The following is a 12,935-nucleotide window of genomic DNA, read 5'->3' on the forward strand; positions in this document are numbered from 1 at the left end:
TTGTACCCGGCTGTCTCTTTGGCAACAGGGTTGTTGTCGCGCCAACCGCGGAAGAAAAGGTGTCCGAAAGATTATCAGAGAACCAGCGATATTTTTTCGCTGGTGTTCCACCGATAGCTGAAAGTGTTGCCGGTGTTGTAGTACCCACAACCAATGAAGATGGTGATGTGGTACAGGAAAGTGCTATTGGCACTGGTGCTGGTTGCGTAACAGTGAATGAGCATGGCGTAACAGAAACTTGGGTGCCTCTCCAGACACGAATTTGTTTTGTTCCTGGTGAATTCGGTGTGTAGGTTGTCGTTCCTCCTAGTGTTTCTGTGAAAGTTCCTCGGTTGGCAAGAATAGGGTCAATGTCCGCCCATCTATACTCTGAGTCTGGGAGAACTGGGTTGCCACCGATTGCGGTGAGGCTTATGGGGGAGCCTACAACGGTGCCGGTTACTGGGGGCGTTTGGGGTGTTATTGTACAAGTAACGGGATGTGTTGGTGGCGTAAAATTCACCCAAGTTATGAGGCGAACAATGTTATAAAGTTGGTACCTGTTTGTTAACGCACCAACCTTATAAATGTTTCGAGAAACAAGCGTATTGTCATTTGACACATACGGTCCTGCCATTGGAATGGTGGCGACATATGTTCTTGAAAAAGAATCATACCACTCGTGGTAGAAAGCCCCACCGCTTCCAAGGTTCTGGTTGCCGACGGCTGTCCATTCGGCCGCGGGCAGGTTCATGTTTTCAACATCTACCCACCCGGTTACATTTTGCGTATATGTCCGTTCTGCCGGTAGATCTTCGATTATTTTTTTACCGCCAGTGTTTTTGAAATAAACCTCATGATTCATGTGGTACTCGTTGTTGGCGCAGACGGTCCAAGTCACAGCAGCTTCGTAAGACACGGAACCATATGCTTGTGTTGAGTCGTGTATCGGGCGATTAATAACAACATTCCAAGCATCAGAAGTTGTTGAAGTGCCACCAAAGCCATACCATGAGGCATCAAGTTTAAATAAGGCGGGTGTGGGTGTAGGAACCGGATCAGTTCCGCTTGCCGAACTTTGTCGCGCCCCCATCAAAGACACAATCGCCAACATCAACAAAAGCGTGCCGATTGTTCCAATCGTACCCGCCTTATTCTTTTTGTAGTAAAAATAGAAGCCGATAACTGCCAATAATAGGATGGCGAGGACTGCTAAAACAATTAATGCGGTTGATTGGCCGGGATTTGCCGGAGGAGTGACGGGGGTGGTGTTAATTTTTGTAGCAAGTTTTGCTAATGGGGGGAGGGTAATCGAATAGTCGTCCAACACTGTTCCGTCTTTGCTTTGCACCTTGAGATTCAGTGTCGGCTTTTCTGCCGGTGCGCATGGGCCTGTAGCCATTTTAACTTTTCCGGAGGTGCTTTCGTTGATGTCTAGTTTTATTGGGTTGGAGGTCGTGGAACAGGTGGTGCCGTCTTTGATAATTGAGGCTGTAACGGTTCCATCAATCACGCTTGTTCTATCCGTAGAACCGGCGACGCCAAAACTAATTTCGGCAACCCCGTCTTTGTAATTATCAAGCGTGACGTTGGTAATCGAAGCTGATGGACCTTTAACAACATAGCGGAACTGTGCCTCCATAGAAATTTTTTCATTGTTTTCATCGTAGAGGGCGATGGTGTTGAGATATGACCCCGGGGTTTTTTCGGCGACGATAGGGAGGTTGAAATCATTATCCGATTTTGCTTCAAAAGTGGATATACCTAAATCAACAGTTTTTGTCGTTGGGTTTGTGGTTAGGTCTTTCTTTGTTGTCAGTACTAATTTGCCACTAATTCCCGTTTTAGATGTATTGTTTTCATTTAGTGTGATAGAAAATTCCTGCCCCGGTTCAACATTGACGCCGTCGTTGGCTCTCCAGGTTCCAGCCTCAACACCACTTACCGGGTCTGTTGATTTTACATTAACAGATTTTGTGGCTAAAAATGGAAAAGCGCCTGTCCCAACATTGTTATTTGTAAAATTGACTGTATCCCAACCATAGCCGCGTCCATTGGCGGAGAGAAGGCTTACTCTGATGCGGTAGTCACCCTTATCGACCGGAGGAAGTTTGTAGGAAACAGTTTCTTTTTTCGCTTCTTTCGGGTTAAGCGTAATTCCCTTGCTTTGTAAAACACGTTCAAAAACAATCGGCGAGTCTACAATCATTTTGCCAACAGGAATAACCGGCGCTTCACTTAACAAAAGAATCTCATAATTAACACCCGTCACAATGGAACCGGTTGTATTTGTCATTGTAAACGTGCCGGAAAGGACACCGTTTGTATTAGTGATAGCCAGACCACTCGCTGCCACGTCGGGAGATGAAGATTGACTAACAGGAGCGACTGTAGCAGGAGAGGAAGGGGTCGTTACAGATAATGGCGTTGCTTCAACCGCCTTGGCTTTGGGTGCGGAATACGCAAGAAAAGCCAGACCGGCTACTGCCGTAAAAGCGAGTACGGTTGGAATAAATAATCTTTTCATCGTGTTGCGCATATTGATGTTGGTTGTGAGATATTAGTTCTTTATTACTATAGCACAAACACAGAGAATGAAAATATATTTTTTTGATTGTGAAATAGTTGGGGGTGGTGTAGGCCGATGGCGTCTTGCGTGATAAAATAATTATTGAAAAATATGAATTTTTGTGTAGGTGGTACTTGTGAAAAAATTAGCTTTTAGGGTTTTTGGTATTTTAAAACTCTTTGTGCTTGATTTCATAATTCACAAAAAAAGTATTCTGCTCTCGGTATTGTCGGGAGTATTAGTAGTATTTGCCTTTCCTAATTTTAATGTGTGGCCATTGGCGTGGGTGGCGCTTATTCCAATGTTTTTTGCTTTGAAAAACAAGAACTTAAAGCAGACTTTTGTTTTGGGCTTGATTTTTGGTCTGGTGGCAAATTTAGGTTTTTTGCGGTGGCTTCCGTTTTCCGTTTTCAATATCTCCAATTCGCTTTTGCCGGGGATAGAGGTTTGGATAATAGCCGTTATTTATCCGGCTGTTTCCATCGGAATATTTTTTCTTTTATATAGCTTTATTCAAAAAAACTTAACAGGTAAAAAGAAAAGATTGTGGAACGATTTGCTTGGGATAATTTCTATCCCGGCAATATGGGTAGTGCTTGAGTTTGTGCAATATTTATTATTTCAAGGATTTCCGTTTACATATGACTTTTTAGGGCACACTCAATGGAATAATGTACGTATTATTCAAGTGTCCGCGTTTACCGGTGTATTTGGAGTATCTTTTTTGGTGGTGTTGGTAAATTTGTGTTTATATCGTCTTTGGGAAAACAGGAAGGCGAAAGAGGCGATATTTGGCATAGTAATTTTTGCCGTTTGTCTTTTCTATGGAGTTTGGATTATTGATTTTAAAGCACCAAAAATAAGCGAAAATAAGGCGAATATGGTAAAAGCCGTAATACTTGATGGAGACATCGATTCAAGGGTCAAATGGCAAAATAAAGAAAAAGTGGCCAATTTTATTTCTGGTACATATTTGGATTTAAACAAAAAAGCAGTCGCGGAAAATCCGAATTTAATAGTTTGGACAGAAACCGCCATACCATGGGCAATAGAAGGCGGGGACGACTTGGTAGAAGCATCATTAAAAATAACTAATCCAACCGGTGCTTTTCATCTTATAGGGATGCCTTCATATGCAAATTCAGAAAAGAGTAAATATTTCAACTCGGCATTATTTTTTTCACCCGCCGGTCTTATGTTGGATAGGTATGACAAATTTCACTTGATGACTTTTTTTGAAACAGGTAGAAAAATTGGCGCGATAAATGTGGGAAACGCAAATTCAAGATACGTCCAAGGAGAAAAAAATAAATTGCTAAACACCCCCCTTGGTAAAATAGCGGTTATTATTTGTAATGAAAATTTATACCAAGACTATGCCAGAAGGATTGTGAATAAAGGCGCGGAGTTTATTGTATCAATCGGTAATGATAGTTTACTGGCGAATGATACGATAATATCCCAACATTTTGCCGTTAATTATTTTAGGGCGGTGGAAAACAGAAGGGATATTATTGTTGCCAATAATGACGGAATTTCCGGAGCAGTGGATGCTTTTGGCAGAACCATAACCGTATCTTCTGAAAATAATAGTCATATAATTCCAACAACGATAGAAAAGAGAAACCAAAAAAGTTTTTATACCGCGTATGGTGATGTGTTTTCTTATTTCTGTGTTTTATGCGGACTTTTGGGTGTGATTTTGTCTTTTATCCCTTCCACAATAGAAATTACCCAATAACTTATTTACGGACGAGGTCTAAATAGAAACGATTCCGGTTTTATATTCTTTGCCTTGCCAGAGATGCGTTGGTTGATTTTTTCCGTCGAAGATTTGCGTGGGGGAAGATGCGGAGTTGTCGATTATGTTTGTGATTGTAATATTTGGTTCCGCCAAATAACGGACAGTGTTTCTTTGGATGCGCGTGAACGTTGGTTTGTTAATTGAAATCATACTGTCGTGGAAAATTCTTAGGCCATCGGTTAGTCCCGTAAAAGTTGCATTGTTTATGGCTGTATTGCCGCCAAGTGTGAGGATACCCACTGTTCCTTCGTTTATTTGGAGGTTTTGAATTTTTACCTTTCCTTTTTCTAAAACAGACACGCCCACAACATTATTAGTAAACACGCCGGAAATTGTCGCTTTGCCTCCGTTTAGTGTTGTCACAGCCGTTGTCGCGTCTTGGATTTGGCAGTTTTCCAAATTGATTTCCCCATTATTTTCCGCAGTAAGGCCGTACCAATAACGGCGTTGGTTGTAAGCCTGGTTGGATTGCCAAGTTACGTTATTGGCTATGAGTTTGCCGTGTACGGTTATTTTGGCGTCGCGATTGGCGTAAAATACGGTGTCCGGTTCAACTTGCACCGTTTTACCTTCAGGGATCACAATGTTTCCCTGGAGAATGTAGTTGCCCTTGGTGACGTTGTCTTTGAGTTCGTCTTTAATAATAGGAACGTTGCTGATTATTGTCGTATTTTTCGGGACTGCGTTTTCAATTTCCATATTGATTAACGGAGTTTGCAGTTTGGGTTCGTTGCGCAATAGGACGGTTAAAAAAAGTGCCAACAAGACGATTGTGGCGAAAAGGCTCTTTTTTGTAAGGCGCGTCATAAGGAGACAGTCTAGAGTGTCGATGTTTAATAGCGCAAGAGGGCGCCGACGCTACCCAAAGCAGTCAGATCGATATTTTCATCCACGAATTCCACAACACCGTCCTCCAGAAAAACTTTTTCGGCGGCCTGCTCCAAAATATCTTCGACAGGTTTCGTGACATTTTGGCAGTTTGAGCAACGAATTTGGGGCAATGAAAGGGTGTGGCAATTTGTGCACCATGAACCCGGAGAATGAAAACCTTGGATGAGGAGTAATTTTTGGACGCGATTTTCATTGATGGCTTTTAGAGTATTTTGGAGGCCGGCTGTGGCTTTGTTTGGGTGGGCGAGTGCGTTGCGAAGCTCAAGCACAGCGTTTTTTTCACTTGCTCTTTCGGCCGAGGCGGCAATTTTCAACGTTCTCTCAAGTGTTTCGGTGGAGGGTTCATTCGTTTTAGCCGGAATATGTCCGATGACCATTTTTTGTTCACGGTCGGGTAGATTTTTCTTAAATAAATAAAGAATGTCGGGGTCGCCACCCAAAACAATTCGTTTTACATCGGTATTGGCGATTTGTTTGACTAAATGTTTGGTGACGCGTTGAATGTGTTTTTCGATGGCATTGTCTACTCGATGTTCGTATCTTTTTTGTGACCAACCGCCCTGTTTGGAACGATTTGGAATATCGTTAATGAATTCGGCGGACTGTTCAATTTCTCCCATTGCGACTAGATAAAAATGCGCACTGTTTTTGTTGGCAATTACGATGGCGTACTGTTCGTATTGATCCAATAAAAACAAAAGCGGACGGACGTAGGGATTATTATCGACGTGGGATTGGGAACGAACGGGACGAGGCAAAGTATAAATAACGATGTCTTGGTTGCGTCGTGTCTGTTTTTCGTCAAGCGAGGCGAACATGGCGATGGCGCGAATAGTGCCGTATGGCAATACCTTTTCGTCAATAAAATCGAGTAGTCGCGGTAAAATTAATTCATGCAGTTGTTTCTGTAATTTTCCCGCTTCTTTGTGGCTAGTGACGATTTGTTTGTTGGCGATGCTCAAAACACGGCGCAGTTCGGCGAGATAGTGTTGTCCTTCGGGTGTTTTTTTATCGAGGTTAAGATAGAGACTTAAGACGGGGGCGCGAAGCTTGCCGTTGGTTTCTAACTGTTTTAATTCATTCTTTGTGAACATGTGCTTCGTTATTTTACTTCTTGCGGAGAGATATTACAAAGATGGATATTGGCCTGTGTTGTGGAAATTAGTTTTAATAAATCCCAATGACCAAACCCCAAATCCCAACAAAATCCTAAATTCAAATGATCAAGTACGTCGTATTTGGGTTTTAGAAAATTAGGATTTTTTGGTCATTGGAATTTGGGTTTTGGGATTTTTTACTCCAGAAATACGCAATTGATAATATAAAAACAGCCACCAAGTACGGTAGCTGTTTTCGAATTTCAAGTGCCGTTATTTCTGTAGACAACAGAGAGAAATTACCGAGGAGTAAATTCGCTAAAAGCCAATTTACCCGATCTGGGTAGAAACCCCCGAAGCATTGCCTACAGGAATAACGACGCTCGCTAATAAATTGTTAATAATGCCAGAAATTGCACTGTTTCCCCTTGGAAACCGAGGTCAAAAGCAGTTTTTATCCAATTCGGAGCTTATTGACTTTCCAGCTTACACTATAGCCGGAATCTTGTCAAGAGGTGTTGACACGCGTTCAATCAGGGACCGTCCCAGCGGTCTGGGTCGGTCACTGATTGGTCGGCAAAATAATGAAAATATCCACCCTTCGCTCTGATGAGCTACGGGGGATTATTGTTCTTTGCGAAGAACAATAAAAAAAGCCGCGGGGTGCGCGGCTGGGGGGGGGGTGCGAGCTTGTTTCACGGCGACGGGGTGGCCACGTCTTTGATGCGCTCAAGCACGAGTCGGCCGTCGACGATTTTCACTTTCGCGCGGTCGCCTTTCGCAAAGATTGGGCTTTCGTCGGTTTCGAATCGGATGTTTCTGGGTTCCGCTCCGAACTGGTAAAAGATTCGCTTACCATTGGCTTCCGCCGTGACAAACACAAGCATTTTGCCAAATTCGACGCCTTTATCTTCCACGTTGAGAATAGTTGCGATGGGTTCGTTTTTTGCGAACACAGCGAGGTTCTCTTTTTCGGTGGGTTTTTGCGGTTCCGTGGTGGTTGTTTTCTTGGATAATGATTTGTCTGTGGGTTTCGAAACCAAGAAAAAGGCAGTTCCAACCACAACTGTAAACATTAATAATGGCCAATTGTTTAGCCAAAATAATTTCAAGAAACGTAACATTTTGTAGCTCCTTTTTTGAGACTGAAATGGAACAATCCAAACTGAACGACTTGATAATATAGTTCAGGGTGGAGAAAAAAGCAAGCACAACCTAAAACCCAATGTTCAAACCCCAAATCCCAACAAAATCCTAAATTTTTAATGACTAAAACGGTAGCGTTTTGGAATTTAAGTGATTAGGATTTTGTTGGACATTGGTCATTGGGTTTTGGGGTTTTAACAAATACATAGGCCGTTTTGGTGTACTATTAACGTATGGAAACTGAAGAAATTGAGGAAACAGAAGCCCCTGTTCTCGCGCCCGAAGCGGAGCGGGAAGAAGATGAGGCGGATGCTACGCTTCGGCCGTCATCTTTGCGGGACTTTGTGGGGCAAGACGGTATCAAAAAACATCTCGATATTTTTATCGCGGCGGCGAAAAAACGAAATGAACCCCTGGAACATGTTTTGTTTTCCGGGCCTCCTGGGTTAGGCAAAACAACTTTGGCGATGATTCTTGCCAAAGAAATGGGCGTGAATTTGCGTATCACTTCCGGGCCGGCGATTGAAAAAGCGGGAGACCTTGGTGCTATTCTTACCAATCTCGAAGAAAACGACATTTTGTTCATCGACGAAATTCATCGTTTGCATCGCACTGTCGAAGAAACGCTTTATTCGGCGATGGAAGATTTTGTTTTGGATGTGGTTTTGGGGCAGGGCCCGGCCGCGAAAACCGTCCGTTTGACGTTACCGCATTTTACAATCGTTGGCGCGACAACCCGTATTGGTTCGCTCACCGCACCACTGCGTGATCGGTTTGGCGTGGCGCATCGATTGCAGTTTTATGAACCATCCCACCTGATGACTATTCTCAAACGCTCGGCGCGAATTCTGGGTGTTAATTTGGGGAGCGAGGCGGCGGATAAGCTGGCACATTGCAGTCGCGGTACACCGCGCATTGCCAATCGTCTTTTAAAACGGACGCGTGATTTGGCGCAAGTGATGGATCAAACGGATCTTTCGATGACTGTCGTTCAAAAAACTTTGGATATGTTGGAAGTGGATCATTTGGGGATGGATCAAACAGACCGGCAGATTTTGGCAATTATTATTGATGTGTTTCAGGGCGGACCGGTGGGGGTGGAAACAATGGCGGCCGCCGTGCACGAGGAAGTAGAAACATTGGAAAGTGTGTATGAACCATATTTGATGCAACTGGGAATGATCCAGCGCACGCCACGGGGGCGCATTGCCACGGAGATGGCTTATAAACATCTGGGCAGGGAACAAAAAGTCGGACAAAACAAACTGATTTAGATCAGGGAATAAAAAGATAAAGAAGTCTCATGAAAGTCATTGACTTTTAATTTTCAATTATCAATTCCCAATTTTCAATTAATTATCAATTGTTCAATTATCAAAACGACGCCGTTGTCCGCCAACTGGCGGAGAAAATTGGAGTTTGAACATTGATCATTAATTGATAATTGGTTATTGAAAATTGATAATTTTTGAGTATTTTCTTTTGTAAAAACAAAAAAAACACAGTTGTGTTAAAATGTTGTTATGAGTCCCGTTCTTCTCGTCGCCTCTCTCCTCTTCGCCATCGTTCTTCTGTTTTTTGTCATTTACGGTTTCTTTTTGGTTTATCATTTGTTTGAGTTTTCTTTGAATAAGACAAGCTCGCTTATTTTGGTAGCGGTTTTTGTCGGTGTTTCGATTCTGTTATTGTTTACGATATTTATTTATTTGGCGCAAGTAAATTGGAGCGGTCCGTTGTTTTCTTTTTTCCAAATCTAAATGCATGACTTAAAAGCAAAACAACTGTTCTTCAAGATTCCCGGCGGTTACCACGACGATGAGGTGTTGTTGGCTTTTTTACGCCGGCATTGGTTTGTGATGTTTCTTAATGCCGTTATGTTTATAGTACTAATGGCGATTCCGATTGGCATTTACGCCCTTGTTCCGGCGCAATTATTAGGATGGATCCAGGGGACACCATGGGAGGGGATAATTGTTATGTTCTTTAGCGCCTACTATCTTATGATGTGGCTATTCTTTTTTGCGGCGCTGGTTGATTACTATTTGGATGTTTGGATTGTCACCAGCGAGCGTATTATCGATATTCTACAAATTTCTCTTTTTCGACACGTAGTGGCCGAACAGCGAATCGTGCGCGTGCAGGATGTGACGAGTACTGTACAGGGGATACTTCCAACATTCTTGAATTATGGCAACGTAAACATTCAAACCGCCGGTGAACAAGAACGTTTTGTTTTTGAACAGGTGCCTAATCCGGAAGGCGTGAAGAGAATTATTTTTCAGGCGTACGAAGATGGCGTTCGCAAATTTGACGGAGAAGCGCAGACGCTGGACACAGAAAGCCGTCGCGACGGAGAGGGTCCGTTGTTTGAGGGGAAACTGCATAAGTAGAGGTGGTATTTGTGGTTTTTGTTAAAAGATTCAGCAATGTCCGGATCAATATTTGTATATAGTATTTGGTATTTAGTATATGGAGCGCACAAAGCTTTCTCTTTTTCATATACCATATACTAAATACTAGATACAAAATCTTGGTTCAGATTTTGCGTTTGAAGTGCTTTGTTAAAAAATAAAATATTGACTTAAACCTGCACCAGTGGTACATTTCACTGTTCTGAATTTGGTGCGTTTGGGTGTTGGTTTGTTCACTGAAAACAAGGAGAATATTCATGGAACGTGCAAAAGCGGAAAAGTTGGTGCGGCGACTATATGGAGAAATTGGGAAAGCGAGATTTTCAGTTGCTATCAATGTTAGGGATTCCCAAATTGGCATTTCCGGTATCGGTCGCACGGACATTCAAGTTTTCCTTGATGTTGTTATTTTGGGGGGTTTCTTTTCCATTAAAGAGGAGTATCCGCTAAAGGTGAAAGGAAGCGTTGTTTTGAGTGGCGGTCTCTTTGGTGATGATGGAGGTTCAGAGAAGGCATTGGATAGTTTTTGGGCTCAATTTCTCAAAATGATCCCCAAAAAAGCGGCACTCACGCTTATTTTTTCTAATAATATCGTCGATTATTGGGCGGGACATAAAATAGCAGACAGCGATTTCAGAATTTTTTATAGAGAACACGAGATCGCGGTTGGGGTCAGGATTGGAAAACTTGAAAGTTTGACATATAAAACAACTTACTTTCGGAAGTTGATTCCAGAAGAAACATTCCGCGCCACCTGGGAAGAGTGTGTCGGACCGATTTCCGAAGAGTGATTGCGCCGCGTTCCAGAGTTATCGTCCACCCCGTCGAATAACATCGGCGGTTTTTTTGATTTTCTTGATAAAGAAAATCAATCCCCCGTAGCCTTGGCGAAGGGGGCCGCCCATCGGGGCGAGGGATCACACGCAATAGTGGGTATTACAGTCAACGCGTTCCGTGTCTTTGCGAGCCATTGACCATCCGTGAGGATGGGCAAGGCGCGGCAATCTCCGGTATTCGTACGATTGAATTTGCGGGAGATTGCTTTATTGACAACCCTCGCAGGGTCTGCCTCGCTTGATAGCGATGGCTCGCAAAGACGGACGAAAAAAACGCGCTAATACCTACCTCGAACCATGTTTTGCGTGTGACTCGGGGCGAGCCTCGCCTGAAGGCGGGATGTTGTTGAGGAGACGGTGCTTTTAGTGTACAACTCCTACATCATGAAAACCGCAGATTTAGATTACATCCTACCCGAAGAACAAATTGCGCAGACTCCGGTCGTACCGCGGGAGTCAGCGAAATTGTTGGCTATTAATCGTGCCAATAAAACTCGACAACATTTACATGTGTCCGATTTGCCAAACTTTTTTACACCCAATGATTGTTTAGTTTTGAATGTCACGAGTGTGTTGCGGGCGCGACTTTATGGACGACTCACCCGCACTGGAAGCAGTAGAGAAATATTTTTAGTGCAACGTGTAGGGGACAGATTCTTGGAATCGCCCCAGCGATGGCAGGCACTGGTACGTGGCCACGTAAAAATTGGCGAGCGCATAATTTTCACCGAAGGTGTGGCGGCGACAATTGATAAGGCCAACGACGACGGAACTTTTTATATTACTTTTTCAAGTAATCCGGAAAAGTTTGATGCTTTTTTGGCGCAACAAGGACACGTTCCGGTTCCGCCATATATTCACACCGAACCAGTGGCGCAAGATTATGAAACCGTGTACGCGGATCCGAAAGAAAGGCGTTCCGTGGCGGCGCCAACAGCGGGGTTCCATTTAACAACAGCACTTCTGGAAAAACTAAAACAAAAAGGTGTGCAAATCGAAAAAGTTGTTTTGGACGTGGGGCTAGGAACATTCAGACCGGTGCGCAGTGAAAATCTGGAAGATCACAAAATTCATGCGGAAAAAATATACGTTTCTGAAGAAACAGCCGTGCGAATAAACGAGGCAAAAAAAGCGGGAAAAAGAATTGTGGCCGTTGGAACCACCACGTTGCGTGTTTTAGAATCGGTGGCAAACCAAGATGGAACGATAAAAAGTTTTGTGGGCGATACAAGCTTATTTATTACCCCGGGTTATAAATTTAAAGTTGTCGATGCATTGTTAACAAATTTTCATTTGCCAAAATCTTCGCTTCTCGCGCTCGTCGCTACGTTTATTGGTACAGTGGACGAAACGCTTTCTCTTTACAACGAAGCGGTGAAAAACAAATATCGCTTCTTCTCTTTCGGCGACGCGATGTGGATAGAGTGAACTAATTTTCAATTATCAATTTTGCAATTTTCAAATAATTATCCAACCTTCGCTAAAGCTTCGGTTGGCAGGCAATTACTTAATTATCAAAACGACGTCGTTGTTTGAAAATTGGAATTTGATAATTAATTGATAATTGGTCATTGAAAATTGATAATTCCGAACGGTTCCAGTATTTTATTCATATGCATAAGTGGCTGTGGATTATGGTTGTTGGGCTGTTTTTACCAGCCTTTAGCGTTTCCGCCGTTGATAGTGATCTTGTAATAAGTGAGGTGTTGCCGAGCCCTGTTGGTGACGATGGTTTATATGAATTTATTGAAATACATAATTTGGGATCTTTGGACGTTGATTTGACCGGTTTGTATTTGGATGATGCGGAAGGTAGTGGCCCTAGTACTGCTTATCCTTTTGTGAGTGGTACAAAAATTTTAGCCGGCGAATATTTAGCTTTTTATTCAGAAAAGACGCGGCTTAGTTTAACGAATGGAGGAGAAGTCGCACGCATATTAAAAGCAGATAAAACATTATTAACAGAGTTGGCTTATGTTAATGCACCGGAAGGTTCTTCTTTTGCGCTAAAGTCGGATGGTTCTTTCGCTTGGACAACAATTCTTACACCCGGTGCGGAAAATCAATAATCATCCACGGGGAGGGTCGAGAATCCCCCGCCTTTAGGCGGAGGCTTCAGCTTAACGATCGTTTAGTCTACAGTACGAGGTATGTTGCATTACCGTACTACCACCCACAGCAAATATGATCTAAAAGTTCACT

11 protein-coding genes are annotated in these 12,935 nt (G+C 43.0%); 7 read left to right on the forward strand and 4 right to left on the reverse strand.

Annotation, left to right across the window (positions count from 1 at the left end; all coding sequences use genetic code 11):
- Positions 1 to 2,506 (reverse strand): hypothetical protein (locus Q7S57_03365; GenBank protein MDO8512289.1); only part of this gene is annotated, 2,506 nt, incomplete at its 3' end.
- Positions 2,507 to 2,729: 223 nt separating this feature from the next.
- On the opposite strand from Q7S57_03365, the gene lnt reads away from it, so the two are divergent.
- Positions 2,730 to 4,289 carry an apolipoprotein N-acyltransferase gene (gene lnt, locus Q7S57_03370; GenBank protein ID MDO8512290.1) on the forward strand — a complete coding sequence of 520 codons (1,560 nt, stop codon included), beginning with the start codon at positions 2,730 to 2,732 and terminating at the stop codon, positions 4,287 to 4,289.
- Positions 4,290 to 4,307: 18 nt separating this feature from the next.
- On the opposite strand, the gene Q7S57_03375 is transcribed toward lnt, so the two are convergent.
- From Q7S57_03375 to Q7S57_03385, 3 genes are all read right to left on the reverse strand, one after another.
- Positions 4,308 to 5,159 carry a hypothetical protein gene (locus Q7S57_03375; protein ID MDO8512291.1) on the reverse strand — a complete coding sequence of 284 codons (852 nt, stop codon included), beginning with the start codon at positions 5,157 to 5,159 and terminating at the stop codon, positions 4,308 to 4,310.
- A 26-nt stretch (positions 5,160 to 5,185) separates the two neighbouring features.
- Positions 5,186 to 6,337 (reverse strand): Vms1/Ankzf1 family peptidyl-tRNA hydrolase, encoded by a 1,152-nt coding sequence (locus tag Q7S57_03380; GenBank protein ID MDO8512292.1) that lies wholly within the window; start codon positions 6,335 to 6,337, stop codon positions 5,186 to 5,188.
- Between the two features lie 698 nt (positions 6,338 to 7,035).
- Positions 7,036 to 7,464: a hypothetical protein gene (locus Q7S57_03385; GenBank protein MDO8512293.1), complete on the reverse strand. Its 429-nt coding sequence runs from the start codon at positions 7,462 to 7,464 to the stop codon at positions 7,036 to 7,038.
- Between the two features lie 255 nt (positions 7,465 to 7,719).
- Here Q7S57_03385 and ruvB point away from each other — a divergent pair, with 255 nt between their 5' ends.
- The 6 genes from ruvB to Q7S57_03415 all read left to right on the forward strand — a co-directional run bounded on the left by ruvB (position 7,720) and on the right by Q7S57_03415 (position 12,802).
- Complete coding sequence (gene ruvB, locus Q7S57_03390; protein MDO8512294.1) at positions 7,720 to 8,760, forward strand: Holliday junction branch migration DNA helicase RuvB; 1,041 nt, start codon at positions 7,720 to 7,722, stop codon at positions 8,758 to 8,760.
- Between the two features lie 249 nt (positions 8,761 to 9,009).
- Entirely contained in the window at positions 9,010 to 9,243 is a 234-nt protein-coding gene (locus Q7S57_03395) for a hypothetical protein (protein ID MDO8512295.1), read from the forward strand.
- Entirely contained in the window at positions 9,244 to 9,876 is a 633-nt protein-coding gene (locus tag Q7S57_03400) for a PH domain-containing protein (protein MDO8512296.1), read from the forward strand.
- 278 nt (positions 9,877 to 10,154) lie between these two features.
- A complete protein-coding gene (locus Q7S57_03405) occupies positions 10,155 to 10,688 on the forward strand; it encodes a hypothetical protein (GenBank protein ID MDO8512297.1) in 534 nt (177 codons plus the stop codon).
- A gap of 429 nt (positions 10,689 to 11,117) precedes the next feature.
- Positions 11,118 to 12,161, forward strand: a complete 1,044-nt coding sequence (queA, locus tag Q7S57_03410; GenBank protein ID MDO8512298.1) for a tRNA preQ1(34) S-adenosylmethionine ribosyltransferase-isomerase QueA — start codon at positions 11,118 to 11,120, stop codon at positions 12,159 to 12,161.
- Positions 12,162 to 12,346: 185 nt separating this feature from the next.
- On the forward strand, positions 12,347 to 12,802 hold the full coding sequence (locus tag Q7S57_03415; GenBank protein MDO8512299.1) for a lamin tail domain-containing protein: 456 nt from the start codon (positions 12,347 to 12,349) through the stop codon (positions 12,800 to 12,802).
- The last annotated feature ends 133 nt before the right edge of the window (positions 12,803 to 12,935 follow it).

It is taken from the genome of bacterium, from assembly GCA_030647555.1.
In the GTDB taxonomy this organism is placed as follows: domain Bacteria; phylum Patescibacteriota; class Andersenbacteria; order UBA10190; family CAIZMI01; genus CAIZMI01.